Raw genomic sequence first — 19,400 nt, forward strand, 5'->3', positions numbered from 1 at the left:
TCCTTCTCCCCGTCACTATGCCAGGGCAATCGCATATTGCTTTGGGAGTTCGGACGACCCGGCATGTCTTGGCGTCATCCTCGGGCTTGTCCCGAGGATCTACCGGCCCCTGAACCGGTCGCGCTATAGCCGCGTGCGACGGCGGATCCTCGGGACAAGCCCGAGGATGACGGCCTTGTGTTGGCCTTCGCCGATAAACCCCATATGCGATTGTCCTGGTCACCATACCGGGAGAAGTGCCCGGCAGGGCGATGAGGGGCAGCGCAAACCTGAGGCGGTTGCGCGAATTGCCAGTCCTATGCTGATCTCAGGCGACGAGGCCATCCAGTTCCGGCAGCAGGACGACGCTTTCCTGCTCGTTGGGATCGGTGCGGGCGATGACCGCGGAGGAGGGGGCGCCGCTCAGATTGGCGGGCAGATGCGGCACGCCCGCCGGAATGTAGAACAGGTCGCCGGCCTTGACGACGATGTGGTGCTCGAGCCTGTCGCCGTACCAGGTGTGGACTTCGCCGGAGAGCACGTAGATGGCCGTCTCGTGGCTTTCATGCATGTGCGCCTTGGCGCGCGCGCCGGGCGGCATGGTGAGAAGATGCATGCAGATGCCGGAGGAGCCGACGGTTTCGGCGGCGATGCCGGCGAAATAGCTCAGCCCCTGCTTGCCCTGATAGGTGCTTTCGGGGCGAACGAGACGACAGGTGGGTTTAAGCGACATCGGCAAGGCTCCGGGCGGCGTCGATCGGGTGGGACAGGACGAGTGGAAAGCAACGCTATCATAAAATCAACCGGATTGCGGACAGCGCGGCAGCGGCTGCGAAAGGCAGGCTGCAGCCAATGACCGAACAGCCGCCAGCCGTCGTCTCGGCAAGCAAGCTCGGCCTCACCTTCCAGACCAATGACGGTCCGGTGCAGGCGCTGTCCAATGTCGATCTGACCATCGGCAAGGGCGAATTCGTCTCCTTCATCGGCCCGTCCGGCTGCGGCAAGACCACCTTGCTGCGCGTCATCGCCGATCTGGAGAAGGCGACCGCCGGGGCGATCTCCGTCAACGGCATGACGCCGGAGCAGGCGCGCGAGAAACGCGCCTATGGCTATGTCTTCCAGGCGGCGGCCTTGTTCCCGTGGCGCACGATCGAGCGCAACGTGGCGCTGCCGCTGGAAATCATCGGCCTCAGCCAGGCCGAGCAGGCCGAGCGCATCAAGCGCACGATGGAGTTGGTCAACCTTTCCGGCTTCGAGAAGAAATACCCCTGGCAACTTTCCGGCGGCATGCAGCAGCGCGCGTCGATCGCACGCGCTTTAGCCTTCGATGCGGACCTGCTTTTGATGGACGAGCCGTTCGGCGCGCTGGACGAGATCGTGCGCGACCATCTGAACGAGCAGCTTTTGGAGTTGTGGAAGCGGACCGACAAGACGATATGCTTCGTCACTCATTCGATTCCCGAAGCGGTGTACCTGTCGACGCGCATCGTGGTGATGTCGCCGCGGCCCGGCCGCGTCACCGACATCATCGAATCGACGCTGCCGAGGGAGCGGCCGCTCGACATCCGCGAGACGCCGGAGTTTTTGGCGATCGCCGCGCGCGTGCGGGATGGGCTGAGGGCAGGGCACAGCTATGATGATTGAGGCGGACGGGCCTCCTCCTCTCCCCACCGGGGAGAGGGTGGCCGCGCAGCGGCCGGGTGAGGGGGCGTCTACTCGCGCCTTCGTCATCCTAGGGCGGAGCAGGCGCGCCACCCCGCGTGTTAAGGAAGCCGGCCATCGCGATTTCGTCATCCTAGGGCGTAGCGACGCGAAGCGGAGCGCAGACCCTAGGATCCATTCCGTGACGCTGGTCGAAGGGCGTAAGCCGCTCAGAATACCGGACGAGCAGAGCGCGGCGCAGGGAGCTGTATTCTGGAACGTTGCGGAGCTCAGAAGTAACGGAATGGATCCTAGGGTCTGCGCCGCGTCGCTTTGCTCCTTGCTCCGCCCTAGGATGACGAAAAATACCAGCGCCGCAGCACTCCAGTCGAACGTGCCCGGCCTTCGCTTCGCTCCGGCCGCCCTCTCCCCGATGGGGAGAGGAGGAGAGCCGCGCTGATGGACACCTTCCGCTCCAAGATCGTCCCCGTCACCAGCATCCTCGCCGGCGTGGTCGTGCTCTGGTACGTCTTCGCCGTCATCCTCAACGCGCCGTTCCAGCGCGATCTCGACCGCCGTGCCAATGAGACGCCGGGTATCGTCGACTTCATCGGCAAGACGCTGGCGCAGCCGAAGCCGACGCTGCCGGCACCGCACCAGGTGGCGGTGAATTTCTTCGAAAATACCTTCCTGCGGTCCGTCACCTCGAACCGCAGCCTGGTCTACAACGCCTGGGTGACGCTGTCCTCGACGCTGCTCGGCTTCGCCTTCGGCACCGCTCTCGGCATCCTTATCGCGGTGGGTATCGTGCATGTGGCGACGCTCGACCGCAGCTTGATGCCGTGGATCATTGCTTCGCAGACCATTCCGATCCTCGCGGTCGCGCCGATGATCATCGTGGTGCTGGCGGCGATCGGCATCACCGGCCTGATTCCCAAGGCGCTGATCTCGACCTATCTGTCGTTCTTCCCGGTCGCCGTCGGCATGGTGAAGGGCCTGCGCTCGCCCGAGCTCATGCATCTCGACCTGATGCATACCTACAATGCCAGCGCCTCGCAGACCTTCTGGAAGCTGAGGGTGCCAGCCTCGGTGCCGTTCCTGTTCACCTCGATGAAGGTTGCGGTGGCGGCAAGCCTCGTCGGCGCCATCGTCGGCGAATTGCCGACAGGCGCGGTCGCCGGCATCGGCGCGAAGCTGCTGGCGGGTGCCTATTACAGCCAGACCATCGATATCTGGTCGGCGCTGGTCGCTGGTTCCGTGGTCGCGGCGCTGCTGGTGATGGTAGTGGGTATCGCCGGACGCCTGGTCGACCGCGCGATGGGCGGGAGGCCGGCATGAACTGGTTGAAGCCATCCTGGCAAGCAGTGCTGGCAATCCTGCTTTGTCTCATCGTTTTTGCGCTTGGCGCAATGACGAAGCCGGAGGCAGCCGCGCTGGCGGAGCCGGCCGCAACGCTGGCCTATCCCTATATGGGCGCGAAGGGGCTGATCATCGGGCTGGTGCTCATTGCGGCACTGGTCTCGACCTTAAGGCTGACGCCGGTCGTTGAGGCCATCGCGCTCTTCGTCGGCGCACATGCCGCAGCCTGGCTCTTGATCAAGGGCATAGCCGGTTTCGAAGGCACGGCGCTGGCGCCATATTTCCTGCTGCTTGCCGCTGCCTGGCTGCTTGCCTGGCGCTGCGTTGCCTTGCTCTCGTCGCTGCGTCTAAACGAGAGCGTCGCAAGGAACGCGCTGCGTCTGATCATCCCGGCGATCTTCGGCGCCTGGATCCTGATCATCTGGGAGGCGGTGACGCGCGGCGCCGGGATCCCCTTCATTCTTTTGCCGCCGCCCAGCGTCATCGGCGCGCGCTTCGCCAACTCGCTGCCGATCCTGGGGTCGGATGTGCGGCAGACGATCTTCAAGGCGGTGCTGATCGGCTATGTCGTCGGCAATCTCGCCGGCTTCGCCGTCGCTATCCTGGCCGACCGCGTGCCGTTCCTGCGGCGCGGCCTGCTGCCGATCGGCAATATGGTTTCGGCGCTGCCGATCATCGGCGTGGCGCCCATCATGGTCATGTGGTTCGGCTTCGACTGGCCGTCCAAGGCCGCGGTCGTCATCATCATGACCTTCTTCCCGATGCTGGTGAACACGGTCGCGGGGCTTGCCGCATCCGGGCATATGGAGCGCGACCTGATGCGCACTTATGCATCGGCCTATTGGCCGACCTTGCTCAAGCTAAGGCTGCCGGCGGCCATGCCGTTCATCTTCAACGCGCTGAAGATCAACTCGACGCTGGCGCTGATCGGCGCCATCGTCGCGGAGTTCTTCGGAACGCCGGTGGTCGGCATGGGATTTCGCATCTCGACGGAAGTCGGGCGGATGAACATCGACATGGTGTGGGCCGAAATCGCAGTTGCAGCACTGGCGGGTTCGGTCTTTTATGGCGTGGTCGCTCTCATCGAGAGAGCCGTCACGTTTTGGCATCCCTCTGTCCGAGGTGGATAGGGGCGGTGGGTTTGGGTGCTAACTTCAGAGGGTAAAAACATGAAAAGACTGCTGATTTCTGCTCTGGCCGGCGCCATGTCGCTGGCCGCCTTCCAGGCGATGGCCGCCGACAAGGTGACATTGCAATTGAAATGGGTCACGCAGGCCCAGTTTGCCGGCTACTATGTCGCCAAGGCCAAAGGTTTCTATGACGCCGAAGGCCTCGACGTCGACATCAAGCCGGGCGGCCCGGACATCGCGCCCGAGCAGGTGATCGCCGGCGGCGGTGCCGACGTCATCGTCGACTGGATGGGCGGAGCGCTCGCGGCCCGCGACAAGGGCGTGGGGCTCGTCAACATCGCCCAGCCGTTCAAGAAGGCGGGCATGGAACTGGTCTGCCCCAAGGACGGACCGATCAAGACGGAAGCCGACTTCAAGGGCCATACGCTCGGCGTCTGGTTCTTCGGCAACGAATATCCGTTCTACGCCTGGATGAACAAGATCGGCCTCAAGACCGATGGCGGCCCGGACGGCGTGACCGTGCTCAAGCAGAGTTTTGACGTGCAGCCGCTGATCCAGAAGCAGGCCGACTGCATCTCGGTGATGACCTATAACGAATATGGTCAGGTGCTGGACGCCGGCTACAAGCCGGAAGACCTGGTCGTGTTCAATTATTCCGCCATGGGCAACGACCTTCTGGAGGACGGGCTCTACACGCTCGAGGACAAGCTCAAGGACCCGGCCTTCGAGGACAAGATGGTGCGCTTCGTGCGCGCCTCGATGAAGGGCTGGAAATACGCCACGGAGAACACCGACGAGGCGGCCGGGATCGTCGTGGACGCCGGCGGCCAGGACGAGAACCACCAGAAGTTCATGATGAAGGAAGTGGCCAAGCTGGTCGACAATGCCGACGGCAAGCTGATCCCGGCCGCTTATGAGCGCACCGCCAAGGCGCTGCTCGACCAGAAGATCATCAGCAAGGAAGCCAGCGGCGCCTACACGACCGCGATCACCGACAAGGCGATCAAGTAAGCTCCGCTCTCAGCGCGGGTGGAAAGGGGCGGGCGACCGCCCCTTTTTGCTGGTTGAGGTAAAATAATTGTGCGCACAGGGATACATCCGGCCGTCCAGCCGTTGATTGGTGCATCCGCGCGCCGGGGAGCCGCGAAGGATGCTGCAATCAACGGAGGTTCTTCATGCGCATCCTATCCCTGCCGATGCTTTCGGCCTTGGCCGTTTCGACCGCCTTCCTTCTTGCATCGCCGGCCATGGCCGAGATGGTGAAGTACAAGGCGACGCTCGACGGCAGTCAGCAGAGCCCGCCCGTCACCACCAAGGGCAAGGGAACCGCCACACTCACCTTCGACACCACAAGCAAGAAACTCAGCTGGAACGTCAAATATTCCGGCCTCAGCGGGCCTGCCGTGGCCGGCCACATCCACGGTCCGGCGGACATGGGGCGAATGCGGACCCGGTCATCCCGTTCAAGAAGCTGAAGAGCCCGATCAAGGGATCGGAGACATTGACCGACGCGCAGGCGGCCGACCTCGAGGCAGGCAAGTATTACGTCAACATCCACACCGCCAAGAACAAGGACGGTGAAATCCGCGGCCAGATCGAGAAGGCGATGTAGGGTTCGGAAGGGTTGCGGTCACTTTGGAAGCCGGCGGGACAGCGCCCCCCTCTGTCCTGCCGGACATCTCCCCCACAAGGGGGTAGATCAGATAGTCACGCCGGCTTTCGCCAATCACCAGCGTTGCAGGAATGGCGAGGCGATGGAACTGGTAATCTCCCCCCTCGTGGGGGAGATGGCCGGCAGGCCAGAGGGGGGCGCGAAGGAACTCGGCCTATCCCTTCACCGGCGCTCAGCTCTTGTCGCGGATCTGCGTCAGCGTGCGGGTCGGGGTAATCGCTTCGGGATCGAGCTTGATTTCGACGATGGCCGGCTTGCCGCTGGCGCGCGCGCGTTCGAAGGCCGGCGCGAAGTCGGCGGTTTTTTCCACCGTCTCGCCATGGCCGCCATAGGCGCGGGCCAGCGCCGCGAAGTCCGGGTTCTTGAGGGTTGTGGCGACGACGCGGCTTGGATATTCCCGCTCCTGATGCATGCGGATCGTGCCGTAAATGCCATTGTTGACGACGATCACGACGATCGGCAGGTCATACTGGACAGCCGTCGCGAACTCCTGGCCGTTCATCAGGAAGCAGCCGTCGCCGGCGAAAGCAACCACGGTGCGATCCGGGAACAGCGACTTGGCGGCGACCGCGGCCGGCGTGCCGTAGCCCATCGAGCCGGAGGTGGGCGCCGCCTGTGTGCCGAAGCGGCGCGAGCGGTAGAAGCGATGCACCCAGGTGGCGTAGTTGCCGGCGCCGTTGGTGAGGATGGCATTCTCCGGCAGGACCTTTCCGAGATAGTCCATGATCGGGCCCATCTGGACGGCGCCCGGGCCGGTCTGGGGCGGCGTCGACCATTCGAGATAGGCGGCGTGCGCCTTTTCCGCCTCGCCCGCCCAGGCGGGCTTGGCCATTGGCTTGCGCTTGGCGAAGGTCTCGACGAAGGCGGCGGGCGAAGCATTGATGGCCAGCGTCGGCCGGTAGACGCGACCGAGCTCGCCGGCATCGGCATGAACATGCACCAGCGCCTGATCGGGGTAGGGGCTCTTCAGCAGCGTGTAGTCGGAAGACGGCATCTCGCCCAGGCGGCCGCCGATCAAAAGCACCACGTCGGCCTGCTTGATCCGCTCCGCCAGCTTCGGATTGATGCCGATGCCGACATCGCCGGCATAATTCGGATGCAGATGGTCGAACAGCATCTGCCGCCGGAAGGAGCAGCCGACCGGCAGCGACCAGGTCTCGGCGATCTGGCGCATATGCGCCACCGCTTCCTCGTTCCAGCGCGTGCCGCCGAGGATGACGAACGGCCGCCTGGCGTTGGCGAGCAACATCTCCAGCGCGTCGAGCTCGGCTTCGCCCGGGCGCGTCTCGACCGGCGTGTGCGGCAGCGCTTCCGGAGCCTCGACCTCGCTGGTCAGCATGTCTTCCGGCAGCGAGATGACCACCGGGCCGGGGCGGCCGGAGGTCGCGACGGCGAAGGCGCGGGTGACGAATTCCGGAATGCGCGCAGCGTCGTCGATCTCGACCACCCATTTGGCGATGTCGCCGAAGAAGCGCTTGTAGTCGACCTCCTGGAAGGCCTCGCGCTCCTTGGCGTGGCTGGCGACCTGGCCGATGAAGAGGATCATCGGCACCGAATCCTGCATGGCGATATGGACGCCGGCCGAAGCGTTGGTGGCGCCGGGGCCGCGGGTGACGAAGCAGATGCCGGGCTTGCCGGTCAGCCGACCCTGGCAATCGGCCATCATCGCAGCACCGCCTTCCTGGCGGCAGACGATGGTGCGGATCGAAGAGTCATGCAGCGCGTCGAGCACCGCGAGATAGGATTCGCCCGGGACGCAGAAGATGCGGTCGGTGCCGTTCGCTTCGAGCGCCTCGACGATCAGTTGTCCGCCGGTTTTCATTTTGCTGCTCTCTCCAGTTCGGCAAGGATTTCTTGCGTGTGCTCGCCAAGGCGCGGCGAGGGGCGCTCATAGACGAGCGGCGTGCCCGACATCACCATCGGCGCGCGCACCGAAGGCAGGCGATTGCCGTGGCCGTCGTCAAGATCGAGCCGCATGCCGCGCGCGATGGTCTGTGGGTCGTCGAACATCTGGCCAATGGTGTTGATCGGGCTTGCCGGCACGCCTGCCGCCTCGAGCTTCGCCAACAGCGGATCGCGATCCCAGGTGCTCAGCGCCTCGATAATCGTCTCGCGCAGTTTTGAGCGGTTGGCGACGCGGGCGGGGTTGGTGGCGAAATCCGGATTGGCGGGCAGATCGGCCAGCCCGACCGCCGCGCAGAACTTGCCGAACTGGCCGTCATTTCCGACCGCCACGATGATGTGGCCGTCCCTGACCGGCAGCACCTCGTACGGGGCGATGTTCATATGCGCATTGCCCATCTGCACCGGCGACTTGCCGGAGACGAGATAGTTGAGGTTCTGGTTGCCGAGCGCCGAGATCTGGCTGTCGTAGAGCGCCATGTCGATATGCTGGCCTTCGCCGGTCTTTTCGGCATGGCGCAGTGCCGCCTGGATGGCGATCACCGAATAGAGGCCGGTAAAGAGATCCGAGATGGCGACGCCGGCCTTCTGTGGCTCGCGGCCGGGCTCGCCGGTGATCGACATCATGCCGGCCATGGCCTGGATGATGAAATCGTAGCCGGCGCGCGGCGCATAGGGGCCGTCCTGGCCAAAGCCGGTGATCGAGCAATAGACGAGGCGCGAATTGATCGCCTTGAGGCTCTCGTAGTCGAGGCCGTATTTCTTCAGACCGCCGAGCTTGAAGTTCTCGATCAGCACGTCGGCGGTGGCGACCAGCTTGCGCAGCGTCTCGGCACCGTCGGGCTTGGAGAAATCGACGGCGATGGAACGCTTGCCGCGATTGCAGGAGTGGTAATAGGCGGCCGACAGGTTCTCGCCGTCATGGCTCATGACGAAGGGCGGACCCCATTTGCGGGTATCGTCGCCGCCATCCGGGCTCTCGACCTTGATGACATCGGCGCCGAGATCGGCCAGCAATTGCCCGGCCCAGGGGCCGGCCAGAATGCGAGCAAGTTCGATAACGCGGATGCCTTTCAGCGGAGGTTCGGCCATGGATCACCGTGTTCTAACGAAACGCAGCCTCTATCAACAGCCGCCGCACCTGTCACGGTCCTTGCAGTGGGCCACGCCGGATCAGGATTTCAGCACGCTGTCCGCCCAAGCGACGAAATCATTCATGACGGCATCGCGATTGATCTCGTTCAGGCTTTCATGGCGGGTTTCCGGATAAACCTTTGAAACCAGATTCGAAAAGCCCATTGCCTGCATGCGCCTTGCCAAGTGATGGACAGCCTTGCCGTAGTCCGACGCGGGGTCCTTCTCGCCGCCGATGAGGTTGAAAGGAAGGTCGCGGCGCACATTCGCGAAGCTCGAATCCTTGCCGGCATGTTGCGCCATGTCGACCACGTCGCGCCACATCGAGACCGACGCATCCCAGCCGCAGAGCGGATCGGCGATGTATTTTTCGACCTCGGCCGGATCGCGCGACAGCCAGTCGAACAAGGTCCGGTGGTCGGGCACTGCCTTGCCCCAGGCCTGGAAGGTCAGCTTGGGCAGAAGGCGCGACGGCACATCGGAACCCAGTCGCATCCGCTCCCAGCCGAGTATGCCCAGCGCCAACTGGCCGAGCCGGCCTTGCGCGAAATTGCCGTTCCAGATCGCGGCGGCATGGACGCGCCCGGAATGGCGCAGGACAAAGTTCAGCGCAACCGAGGCGCCGAGCGAATGCCCAAAGGCGATCACCGGCAATCCGGGATGCTCGGTCGCGATCAGGTCGTGAACCGCTCCGACATCGGCCATCACCTTGGCGATGCCGTCGCTATCGGCGAATTTGCCGAGCGGCGCGTCGGGCGCCTTCGTTGCGCCATGGCCGCGATGGTCATGTGCGTAAACGTGGAAGCCGCGCTCGCTCAGGAAATCGGCAAAGCGCGCGTAACGAGCCGCATGCTCGGCCAGGCCGTGATTGATCTGGACCACGGCGCGCGGATTTCCGGCGGCTTCTTCCACATAGAGGTTGAGGTCGGCCCCGGTCGGTGAGGCCAGCCTAGTCTTTCTGTCGAATGGCATGTCTCGCTCCCTCGGCGACTGTTGGGCGAGGCGTTTGCCGGCGTCAAGAGGATGAGCGCGCTTGCCATCATGCCACGCCGGCGCTCAGGGCCCTTGCGCACACGCCGACGGAAGCGCTCATTTGGGGATTGTTTTTTTCGCGCGGTGAAAAAGATCGCAATTCTGACACGTCGGCTGTTCTAGTGTGACATATCCAATACAGTTCAATGATCGCCGGGAGAGCGGGATGCGGGTTTGGGCATTGTGGGGTTCGATGGTGCTGGCTCTGGCCGGTGCCGGGGTGGCGCATGCCGACGTGAAGATGAGCGGCACTTTCGTTGCCGACAGCGCCTGCCCGGCGACGCAGGCCATCAAGAACGGCAAGAACCCCGGCAATGTCTCGACCGAGACGGGCAAGAGCTATGAGCTTCTTGCCGGCAACAAGGACGAGCCCACCCATTATCTCATCCAGGTGCCGGGCGCCGACCCGGAGCGGCGCTGGGTGAAGATCGGCTGCGGCCATGTCAACGGCGGCAGCGCGCAGACGACTCCGACGCCTGCCGGCCAGGCCAAACCGTCGCCTTCAGCCTCCGGAAAACCCGAATATGTCTTTGCGCTGAGCTGGCAGCCGGCATTCTGCGAGACCAAGGCGGGCAAGCCCGAATGCAAGGCACAGAGCCCGAGCGAGTTCGATGCCTCGCACTTCACGTTGCATGGGCTGTGGCCGCAGCCGAACGGCAATTTCTATTGCCAGGTCTCGGCGAACGACAAGGCCAATGACAATCCGGCGCATTGGGGAGACCTGCCGCCGGTCGATCTCGACGCAAAGACGCGTGCCGAGCTCGACCAGGTGATGCCCGGCACGGCGTCGAGGCTCGAGCGCCATGAATGGATCAAGCACGGCACCTGCTATGGCAAGAACCAGCAGGACTATTTCTCCGACGCGCTGAACCTGATGCGGGCGGTGAACGCCTCGGCGGTGCGCGATCTGTTCAACAAGAACATCGGCAAGCAGCTGACATCGGATGCGATCCGCGGCGCCTTCAACCAGGCTTTCGGTCCCGGCGCCGGGGATCGCGTGCGCGTTTCCTGTCTGGTCGACCCGTCGAGCGGCCGGCGTATGATCGGCGAGATCACGCTCGGATTGTCCGGCCCGATTGGCCCGGACAGCAAGCTCGGCGATCTCCTGATGGCGTCCGCGCCGACGGCCAAGGCCGGCTGCCCGAAGGGCACGGTCGACGCGATCGGTTTTCAGTAGGCGGGAGTTCCTTGGCCGGGCCGTTCTTCCGTTAGGCCGATCTTCTGTCAGGCTGATCCGGGGGGCGGAATCGGCAGCGCAAACCGGCGAATGCGCGCGGATTGGCCGTCGCGTGCCGAAAGCGATTGCCGTTCGGCGCTTCATCGCCTACATAGCGCGCAACCCCCATTCACCTTGACACTCCATCCAGGGAAAGCGCGCGTGGCTCGCCAGTTCATCTATCACATGTCCGGCCTGTCGAAGGCCTATGGCACCAAGAAGGTGCTCGATAACGTTCACCTGTCCTTCTATCCGGACGCCAAGATCGGCATTCTCGGCCCCAACGGCTCGGGCAAGTCGACGATCCTGCGCATCATGGCCGGGCTCGACAAGGAGTTCCAGGGCGAAGCGTGGCTGGCCGAGGGTGCAACCGTGGGCTATCTCCCTCAGGAGCCGCAACTCGATCCAAACAAGACCGTGATGGAAAACGTCATGGAAGGCGTCGCCAGGAAGACGGCCATCATCGAGCGCTACAACGAGCTGATGATGAACTATTCCGACGAGACGGCGGACGAGTCGGCCAAGCTCCAGGACGAGATGGATCGCCTGAACCTGTGGGACCTCGAGCAGCAGGTCGAGATGGCGATGGACGCGCTGCAGTGCCCGCCGGGGGATTCCGAGGTGACGAACCTTTCAGGCGGCGAGCGCCGCCGCGTCGCGCTTTGCCAGCTTCTGTTGCGCCAGCCGGATCTGCTGTTGCTCGACGAACCGACCAACCATCTCGACGCCGAGACCACGGCGTGGCTGGAAAAGCATCTGCGCGACTATCCGGGCTCGGTGCTGATCATCACCCACGACCGCTACTTCCTCGACAACGTGACCGGCTGGATCCTCGAGCTCGATCGCGGCCGCGGCATTCCCTACGAGGGCAACTACACCAAATATCTCGACGCCAAGGCCAAGCGCCTGATCCAGGAAGGCCGCGAGGACGACGCCCGCCAGAAGTCGATCTGGCGCGAGCGCGAGTGGATCCAGTCCTCGCCCAAGGCGCGTCAGACCAAGTCCAAGGCGCGTATCAAGGCCTATGAGGAACTTGTCGAGCAATCGCAGAACCGCAAGCCGACCGACACGCAGATCGTCATCCCGTCGAGTGAGCGCCTCGGCAATCTCGTCATCGAGATCGAAGGCCTCAACAAGGGTTTCGGCGACGAGCTGCTGATCGAGAACCTGTCGTTCAAGCTGCCGCCGGGCGGCATCGTCGGCGTCATCGGCCCGAACGGCGCCGGCAAGACGACGCTGTTCAAGATGATCACCGGCCAGGAAACGCCGGACGCCGGCTCGATCCGCAAGGGCGAGACGGTGCGGCTCGGCTATGTCGACCAGAGCCGCGACGCGCTCGAGCCGAACAAGACCGTGTGGGAAGAGATCTCCGGCGGCGCCGAAGTCATCAAGCTCGGCAAGCATGAGGTCAACAGCCGTGCCTATTGCTCGTCGTTCAACTTCCGCGGCGGCGACCAGCAGCAGAAGGTCGGCAACCTGTCGGGCGGCCAGCGCAACCGCGTCCACCTGGCCAAGATGCTGAAGGGCGGCGGCAACGTGCTTCTGCTCGACGAACCGACCAACGACCTCGACACCGAAACGCTGAGCGCGCTGGAAGACGCGCTGGAAGCCTATGCCGGCTGCGCCGTGATCATCAGCCACGATCGCATGTTCCTCGACCGCATGGCGACCCACATGCTTGCCTTCGAGGGCGACGCGCATGTCGAATGGTTCGAAGGCAATTTCGAGGAATATGAGAAGGACAAGCTGCGCCGCCTGGGCGCCGAAGCGGCGGCCCCGCACCGCATGACGCACAAGCGGCTGACGCGGTAGGAGGTCATCTCGGCGGCTTACCTGTAGCGTAGCTCAAGCCGAGTTTCGAAGTCGAACTTCGTCAGCAAATGCTTCAGCGAATGTGGGCGTTTCAAACGCGCCCACACGCTTATAATCGGGTCTATGCTCGGCTGTCGGTGGGGAGGCCAGCACTACAAAGCGGTGGTCTTCTTCCACAACCAGTACGCTTAGGTCTTGACTATCCAATGCGGTGACGTTGCGAGCCTCACAGTAGGGGCATTCGCTATCGCAACCGCAAGACCATTGCTCGATCCAGTATTGATCGCAGCGATAGCAGTGATAGCTATTGAGATACCATGCCATTTGAACCCCAAAAAAGAGATTTTAGACAGTCAAACGGTACCGTCCTCGACCGATGAATTCAAGGTATCCGCGATCTCTTAGATACTGCAGCTGCTGACGAATCTTCGGCCTAACATTCCTGTTGTTCGGGTATTTCTGAGAAAGGAATGTTTCGAAAGAGTAGGCGTCGCCAATATCGAACTCGCCGCGGCCGAGCTGATCAAGGCACCTCATCATGTCGAGCAACCAGCCCCGCGCGTTGGAGTCCGCGTCACGCAGAAATCGGGTCCGCTGCCACGCCGAGACAACTAGTTCCTTCGGGGTCACGACCCCGTCTCGGATCAAATAGATTCTGCCCGCATCCGGAATATGCGAGATGACGATGTTCGACCCAATCCAGCCAGCCCTGCGAGCGTGAGGTCCTAACGGAGGACGCGCTTCAACAATATCTGGCGAGAAAAAATGCTTGGGAATCATACACACGGACAGGACCATCCTGCGATCGAGATTGTACTTAAGCAGGATGAAATTCGGGTTTGTATTGGATGTCAGACGTTCGATCTTCTTTCCATACGCTCCGTTAGTTATCTTCGCACCGAACTCCCCCTTCTTGCTCTTCAGCTCATATTGATCTGAGCAGCTGTCACAGAAGAGATCAGCAACGGGAAGATTTGCGGTGAATCGCGTTAGCTGACCGGTCCCGCAGTTGGGGCAGTAAAGCCATTGGGCTGCCCATTCCTCGGTCCATACGCGTGCATTTTGCGACCCGCTGTTGTAAGACGCTTGGGTTTCCCTAAATCCGAACTCCACGTTCTCTCTCGTCGGCTGGCTGATGAATTCGGTGGTGGAGCATACGATACGAGTCACTAATGAGTTTAACTCCAAAGCTGACTGGTCCGCCGCCCAATATCTGAAGTTCGAGGATGAGCGCACGCGGCCCGCGCGCGACCTGGTGGCGCAGGTGCCGGTCGATTTTCCGCGTCGCGTCGTCGATATCGGCTGCGGTCCCGGCAATTCGACCGAGCTTCTGGTCGAGCGCTGGCCGGATGCTCAGGTCAGCGGCTTCGACACTTCGCCGGACATGATCGAGAAGGCGCGGGCGCGGCTGCCCGATGTCAATTTCGAGCTGGCGGATGCCGCCGAATGGCAGCCCGAGCATCCCATCGACGTCATCTTCGCCAACGCCGTCTTCCAATGGCTGCCGGAGCATCCGGTGGTGTTCCAGCGGCTGATGGGACTGCTTGCGCCCGGCGGCGCCCTGGCCATCCAGATGCCCGACAATCTCGGCGAGGCTTCGCACCAGCTGATGCGCGAAACCGCAGCGGAAGTGCCGTTTGCGGCCAAGCTCAGGAGTGCGGCGCGCGGGCCGCTGCCGCCGGTGTCCTTCTACTATGATTTGTTGTCGCCGCTCGCCGACCGGCTCGACATCTGGCACACCATCTACAACCATCCGCTGGCCGATGCCGAGGCGATCGTCGAATGGGTCAAGGCGACCGGGCTGAAGCCTTTCCTCGATCCGCTCGACGCGGATGAGAAGAAGCTGTTCCTCGACAGCTACACCGCCAAGATCGCCAAGGCCTATCCAAAGACGGCGAACAGCAAGGTGCTGCTGCGCTTCCCGCGCATCTTCATCGTGGCCAAGCGCGCTTGAGCATCCACCACTTGAATGCCAGCGGTGGTTGTCGAATTAAGCTGGAATAAACCGGGCAAATGCGACAAGTGTAGCGCCTCGCCTCGGCACAACTTGCCGCCCCCTCGGACGGATTGGACATGCATCGCGTCATCATCAGCGGCATCGGCGCCGAAATCCCTGAACCCGTCATCACCAATGAAGAGCTGGTCGCAAGCTTCAACAGCTGGGTCGACACCGAGAATGCGCGCCGCGCCGACACCGGCGAGCCGCTTTTGCAAAAGTCGGATAGCGACTTCATCGTGCATGCCTCCGGCGTGAGAAGCCGCCATGTGATCGAGCGCGAGGGCATCCTTGACCCGACCCGCATGTCGCCGCGCATTCCGGCGCGGCCGGACGACGCGCTGTCGTTGGAGGCGGAGTTCGGCCTCGCCTCGGCCAGGAAGGCGCTTGCCCATGCCGGGGTCGATGGATCGGACATCGACCTGGTGATCTGCTCGGCCTCGCATCATCAGCGGCCCTATCCGGCGATCGCCATAGAGATGCAGGAGGCGCTGGGAACCAAGGGCGCCGGCTTCGATATGGGGCTTGGCTGCTCTTCCGCCGCGGCGGCGCTGCATATCGCGGTCAACCTGGTGAGGGCAGGGGCGCACAAGCGCATCCTGGTGTCGACGCCGGAGATCATCACCGGCCATCTCAACTTCCGCGACCGGCAGACGCATTTCATCTTCGGGGACGCCTCGGTCGCCATGGTCGTCGAGGGTTTGGCGCAGGGCGAGAAGCGGCCGGGGCGTTTCGAGGTGCTCGACACGCGCACCTGGACGCAGATGTCGAACAACATCCGCACCAATCTTGGCTATCACACGCGCACCGCCCAGCACGATCCCTACATGATCAACCTGGAAGGCAATCTCATCAAGCAGGTCGGCAACAAGGTGTTCAAGGAAGTTACCGTTGCCGGCCAGAAATTCATCGTCGAATTCCTGGCCGAGCACGGGCTGACGCCTGACGGCATCCGCCGCTTCTGGCTGCATCAGGCCAATGCGCGCATGAATGCCATGATCCTGAAACTGTCCTTCGGTCACGACGTCGACCATGACCGCGCGCCGATGGTGCTGGAGCGGCTCGGCAACACCGCCGGGGCCGGCGCGATCGTGGCGCTGTCGGAGAACCATGCCGACATGAAGGCCGGCGATTTCGGGCTGATCTGCGCCTTCGGCGCCGGCTATTCGATCGGCGGCGCACTGCTCAGGATGCTTTAAGCCGGCGCGAGGGGCACCAGCATCGGCACGCGCCTGGCGTAGTCGTCATAGGCCGGGCCGAGCTCGCCGCGCAGGAAGCTCTCTTCCAGCCGCGCCTTGACGACGACGCCGACGAGCAGCAGGCCGGCGCCGGCAACACCCCATACGGTGCCCTTGACCGCCATGGTCGCCAGGATGGACAGCAGCAGTCCCGTGTAGATCGGATGGCGGACCAGGCCGTAGGGGCCGGTATCGACCACGCGATGATCAGCCTTGGCGGTGACGTTTGCCGACCACAGGCGGCCGAGATGCAGGCGCGCCCACCAGGCGAAAGCGATGCCGATGGCGATCAAGGCAACGCATATCCAGGCTTCGGTGAGCGTCGGCGTCCACAGCCGCAGCCTGCCGGCATAGCCGTGCGCCGGCACGAACATCAGAACGGTGCCGGCGAGCCAAAGGACCCGATAGCGCGCCTCCGACTTGGGATCGGCGCGCTTTTGCGCGGGATCTGCCCAGGCAGCAGCAAGGAGCCAGGATACCACCCAGAACAGCCAAAGCGCCGCTACAGCGTGTCCAACCTGCATGATCGAGCCTCTCGTCTGCCACGCGTTTAAATCCGCGCGGCAGGCGAAAGAAAGTCGAAGTCGGTAAGAATGTCGTGATCAAACCGGTGCCGTCACGCTGCGGCCATCGCCGCCGCGACAAGCGCCTCGCCCGAATATTGCCGGCCGCCGATACCCCAGCCCCCGTCGGGAGCGTTGAGGATGTTAATCCAGGTGTTCTCGGGCTTGTGGCCCGGCACGCAACATTCGTCGACGATCCTGGCGGCTGCGGCGATGAAGGCCTCGCGCGCCTCGTTGGTCGCAAGGCCGATATTCGGCAACTTCAATTCCACCATGACGACAGGACGATTGGCGCCGCCAGCATAGATGCGATCGATCGGCAGGATATGAACCGTTCCGCCGACGATTGCGGTGAAGAATGAATTCCCGGTGGCTCCGGAGGCCTCGATGAGCGCGGCGCTGAGGCGAGGCAGGATTTCGCGCTCGCCCGCTGCGCTCAGCACGCCCTCGGGCGCGGTCACGGTAATCGGCATGTTGGTTCTCCTTCGTGCTGCGGATGGTTCCGCTTGTCAGGTTACGTATTGATTGTTACGTTATCCAAAAGAGTCGAGTCAACAGGTTTCGTATCGATCACTATGGAAAATTCTGAGAAGTCTCGCGGCGGCAGGCCGCGGGCGTTCGACCCGGAGGCCGCGCTCGACGCGGCCATGCATCTGTTCTGGGAGCATGGCTATGAAGCGACTTCGCTTGCCATGCTGCGCGAGGCCATGGGCCTGACGCCGCCGCAGATCTACAACGCCTTCACCGACAAGGAGACGCTGTTTCGTCGGGCGCTAGCGCGCTACCACGAAAGGGAGGTCGGGTTTGCGCTCGACGCGCTTAGCGCGCCGGTATCGGTCAAGGAGGCGATGCGTTTGCTGCTGATGGGCGCGGCTGAGGCCTACACCCGGCCGGGTAAGCCCGGCGGCTGCCTTTTCATCAGCGGTGCGCTGGCGACCTCGCCGCAGGCGCAAGCCATCGCGGACGAGCTCAAGACATATCGCAAGGCAACCGAAGCGGCGATCGCAGCGCGGCTGGGCAAGGGCCAAGAGGCCGGCGAATTGCCGGCAAATCTGTCCGTCGAGCGATTGGCCAAATACCTGACCGGAGTCATGCACGGAATGTCGATCCAGGCGCGTGACGGCGCTTCGGCAGAGGACCTCAGGGCTTTGGCCGAGATCGCTCTTGCCGCCTGGGCAGCCGAAATGCGAAAAGCGGCCGACTCAAATGGCGAAACCGATGCCAGACCTGTTCTCCACGATTGAAACGCCCGTCGAGATCGTGCCGGGCCGCAAGCTGACGGCAAGGGCAGCGGCGCTCTATGCCGCTCCGCACGACCATTTCGAGACGAGGGCGGTCGAGGAACTGCAGCTTGGCTTCGACGGGATCGCCGGCGACTTCCATGGCGGAACAACGCGGCGTTCGGGCGGGCGCGAGCCATGGTATCCGCGCGGCACCGAGATGCGCAACGAGCGGCAATTGTCGCTGGTCGCGGCGGACGAGCTCGCCATCGTCGCCCAACGCATGGGGCTCGAGGAGATCAAGCCGGAGTGGATCGGCGCCAATCTTGCGGTCGAGGGCGTGCCGCATCTTTCGATGCTGCCGGCCGGCTCGCTGATGTTCTTCAAGGGCGGCGTGACGCTCAAGGTCGACGGCCAGAACAAGCCGTGCCGCTTTGCCGGACAGTCAATCGCCGAGCATGTCGGCGCCGCGGATCAGGAGGCCACCGCGCTGCTCTTTCCAAAGGAGGCGAAACGGCTGCGCGGCCTTGTCGCCTGGGTCGAGAAGCCGGGCGTCATCAGGGCCGGCGAGGAAATTTCCATCCGGGTGCCGGAGCAGTGGATTTATCAGGCCTGAGGCCACGCCGCTGAAGCAGCGTGGCCGGCGTTTTTGATTAGGCTTTGCGGTTCTTGTTGGCGCCCTGCGCCATCACCGAGACATGGTCCCACTTTTCCCAGGTGGCGATGCGGTTGGCATATTCCTGCCTGATCATCGGCAGGCCGCCATCGCCGAAGAAGACCCTGAGCGGCGGCTCGGCGGCATCGACGACCGCCAGCATCGCCGGGCCGGTCGCTTGCGGATCGCCGGCCACGGAACGGCTGCGACGCTCGGCCATCGCCGCGTGGACGGGCTCATAGACATCCAACGGGTTGGAAACCCTCGCCGACGGTCCGGCCCAGTCCGTGGAGAAACCGCCCGGCTCGACCAGGGTCACGTGAATGCCGAACTCCGCGACCTCCAGGCTGAGCGACTGGCTGAAGGCTTCCAGCGCCCATTTCGAGGCGTGATAAAGGCCGAGCGAGGCAAAGGCGTTGACGCCGCCGATCGAGGAGATCTGGATGATGTGGCCGGAGCGTTGCGCACGCATGACGGGCAGCGCGGCCTGGGTCACCCAAAGCGCGCCGAAGACGTTGGTCTCGATCTGGTCGCGGGCTTCCTGTTCGGTGACTTCCTCGATGGCGCCGAAATGGCCGTAGCCGGCATTGTTGATGACGACGTCGAGCCGACCGAAGCGCTTGTGCGCTTCGGCGATCGCGGCGTCGACCGCCTGCTTGTCGGTGACGTCGAGCTGCATGGCTGCGACCCTGTCGCCATATTTCTCGACGAAATCGGCGAGCGTGCCGGCATCGCGCGCGGTTGCGGCGACGCGATCGCCGCGGGCGAGCGCGGCCTCGGCCCAGACGCGGCCAAAGCCCTTCGATGATCCGGTGATGAACCAAACCTTGTCAGTCATGATCTGTGATCCT

18 protein-coding genes and 1 pseudogene are annotated in these 19,400 nt (G+C 63.5%); 11 read left to right on the forward strand and 8 right to left on the reverse strand.

Annotation, left to right across the window (positions count from 1 at the left end; translation table 11 throughout):
• Nucleotides 1-307 precede the first annotated feature (307 nt).
• On the reverse strand, nucleotides 308-718 hold the full coding sequence (locus FJW05_RS09645) for a cupin domain-containing protein (protein ID WP_181164891.1): 411 nt from the start codon (nucleotides 716-718) through the stop codon (nucleotides 308-310).
• A 113-nt stretch (nucleotides 719-831) separates the two neighbouring features.
• Here FJW05_RS09645 and FJW05_RS09650 point away from each other — a divergent pair, with 113 nt between their 5' ends.
• The 5 genes and pseudogenes from FJW05_RS09650 (at nucleotide 832) to FJW05_RS09675 (ending at nucleotide 5,721) form a co-directional block, all read left to right on the forward strand.
• Entirely contained in the window at nucleotides 832-1,623 is a 792-nt protein-coding gene (locus tag FJW05_RS09650) for an ABC transporter ATP-binding protein (RefSeq protein WP_140546677.1), read from the forward strand.
• 456 nt (nucleotides 1,624-2,079) lie between these two features.
• Nucleotides 2,080-2,958, forward strand: a complete 879-nt coding sequence (locus FJW05_RS09660; RefSeq protein ID WP_140630815.1) for an ABC transporter permease — start codon at nucleotides 2,080-2,082, stop codon at nucleotides 2,956-2,958.
• Complete coding sequence (locus FJW05_RS09665; RefSeq protein WP_140630818.1) at nucleotides 2,955-4,109, forward strand: ABC transporter permease; 1,155 nt, start codon at nucleotides 2,955-2,957, stop codon at nucleotides 4,107-4,109. Before FJW05_RS09660 ends, FJW05_RS09665 begins: the two co-directional genes overlap by 4 nt.
• Nucleotides 4,110-4,148: 39 nt before the next feature.
• Nucleotides 4,149-5,120, forward strand: coding sequence for an ABC transporter substrate-binding protein (locus FJW05_RS09670; protein WP_140630820.1), 972 nt, complete (start codon nucleotides 4,149-4,151; stop codon nucleotides 5,118-5,120).
• A 164-nt stretch (nucleotides 5,121-5,284) separates the two neighbouring features.
• Nucleotides 5,285-5,721, forward strand: a pseudogene (locus FJW05_RS09675) (CHRD domain-containing protein).
• 232 nt (nucleotides 5,722-5,953) lie between these two features.
• Here the strand turns inward: FJW05_RS09675 and FJW05_RS09680 are convergent.
• The 3 genes from FJW05_RS09680 to FJW05_RS09690 form a co-directional block, all read right to left on the reverse strand.
• Nucleotides 5,954-7,603, reverse strand: coding sequence for a thiamine pyrophosphate-binding protein (locus FJW05_RS09680; protein WP_140630822.1), 1,650 nt, complete (start codon nucleotides 7,601-7,603; stop codon nucleotides 5,954-5,956).
• Nucleotides 7,600-8,775: a CaiB/BaiF CoA-transferase family protein gene (locus FJW05_RS09685; protein WP_140630825.1), complete on the reverse strand. Its 1,176-nt coding sequence runs from the start codon at nucleotides 8,773-8,775 to the stop codon at nucleotides 7,600-7,602. Before FJW05_RS09685 ends, FJW05_RS09680 begins: the two co-directional genes overlap by 4 nt.
• Before the next feature lie 81 nt (nucleotides 8,776-8,856).
• Nucleotides 8,857-9,789: an alpha/beta hydrolase gene (locus FJW05_RS09690; protein WP_140630827.1), complete on the reverse strand. Its 933-nt coding sequence runs from the start codon at nucleotides 9,787-9,789 to the stop codon at nucleotides 8,857-8,859.
• Nucleotides 9,790-10,015: 226 nt separating this feature from the next.
• Between FJW05_RS09690 and FJW05_RS09695 the strand changes: the two genes are divergently transcribed.
• The gene (locus FJW05_RS09695; RefSeq protein WP_140630830.1) at nucleotides 10,016-11,026 is read left to right on the forward strand and encodes a ribonuclease; all 1,011 of its coding nucleotides are present in this window, start codon (nucleotides 10,016-10,018) and stop codon (nucleotides 11,024-11,026) included.
• Between the two features lie 201 nt (nucleotides 11,027-11,227).
• Nucleotides 11,228-12,877, forward strand: coding sequence for an energy-dependent translational throttle protein EttA (ettA, locus tag FJW05_RS09700; protein WP_140630832.1), 1,650 nt, complete (start codon nucleotides 11,228-11,230; stop codon nucleotides 12,875-12,877).
• A gap of 345 nt (nucleotides 12,878-13,222) precedes the next feature.
• Here ettA and FJW05_RS09710 read toward each other — a convergent pair whose 3' ends face one another.
• Complete coding sequence (locus tag FJW05_RS09710; protein ID WP_140630837.1) at nucleotides 13,223-13,990, reverse strand: DpnI domain-containing protein; 768 nt, start codon at nucleotides 13,988-13,990, stop codon at nucleotides 13,223-13,225.
• A 22-nt stretch (nucleotides 13,991-14,012) separates the two neighbouring features.
• Here FJW05_RS09710 and tam point away from each other — a divergent pair, with 22 nt between their 5' ends.
• Together tam and FJW05_RS09720 are read left to right on the forward strand one after the other, a co-directional pair.
• Nucleotides 14,013-14,831, forward strand: coding sequence for a trans-aconitate 2-methyltransferase (tam, locus tag FJW05_RS09715; protein ID WP_140630841.1), 819 nt, complete (start codon nucleotides 14,013-14,015; stop codon nucleotides 14,829-14,831).
• Between the two features lie 119 nt (nucleotides 14,832-14,950).
• Entirely contained in the window at nucleotides 14,951-16,072 is a 1,122-nt protein-coding gene (locus FJW05_RS09720) for a beta-ketoacyl-ACP synthase III (protein ID WP_140630844.1), read from the forward strand.
• Here FJW05_RS09720 and FJW05_RS09725 read toward each other — a convergent pair.
• Entirely contained in the window at nucleotides 16,069-16,635 is a 567-nt protein-coding gene (locus tag FJW05_RS09725; RefSeq protein WP_140630847.1) for an isoprenylcysteine carboxylmethyltransferase family protein, read from the reverse strand. The two genes, FJW05_RS09720 and FJW05_RS09725, sit on opposite strands and share 4 nt — an antisense overlap.
• A gap of 92 nt (nucleotides 16,636-16,727) precedes the next feature.
• Nucleotides 16,728-17,147, reverse strand: a complete 420-nt coding sequence (locus tag FJW05_RS09730; protein ID WP_140630849.1) for a hypothetical protein — start codon at nucleotides 17,145-17,147, stop codon at nucleotides 16,728-16,730.
• A 102-nt stretch (nucleotides 17,148-17,249) separates the two neighbouring features.
• Between FJW05_RS09730 and FJW05_RS09735 the strand changes: the two genes are divergently transcribed.
• Together FJW05_RS09735 and FJW05_RS09740 are read left to right on the forward strand one after the other, a co-directional pair.
• Nucleotides 17,250-17,918 carry a TetR/AcrR family transcriptional regulator gene (locus tag FJW05_RS09735; protein WP_140630850.1) on the forward strand — a complete coding sequence of 223 codons (669 nt, stop codon included), beginning with the start codon at nucleotides 17,250-17,252 and terminating at the stop codon, nucleotides 17,916-17,918.
• Entirely contained in the window at nucleotides 17,893-18,510 is a 618-nt protein-coding gene (locus tag FJW05_RS09740) for an MOSC domain-containing protein (protein WP_140630853.1), read from the forward strand. The genes FJW05_RS09735 and FJW05_RS09740 overlap by 26 nt, the downstream gene beginning before the upstream one ends.
• 37 nt (nucleotides 18,511-18,547) lie before the next feature.
• On the opposite strand, the gene FJW05_RS09745 is transcribed toward FJW05_RS09740, so the two are convergent.
• The gene (locus tag FJW05_RS09745) at nucleotides 18,548-19,387 is read right to left on the reverse strand and encodes an SDR family oxidoreductase (protein WP_140630855.1); all 840 of its coding nucleotides are present in this window, start codon (nucleotides 19,385-19,387) and stop codon (nucleotides 18,548-18,550) included.
• Nucleotides 19,388-19,400 lie beyond the last annotated feature (13 nt).

The sequence above is a fragment of the Mesorhizobium sp. B2-9-1 genome, from assembly GCF_006439455.1.
Taxonomy (GTDB): domain Bacteria; phylum Pseudomonadota; class Alphaproteobacteria; order Rhizobiales; family Rhizobiaceae; genus Mesorhizobium.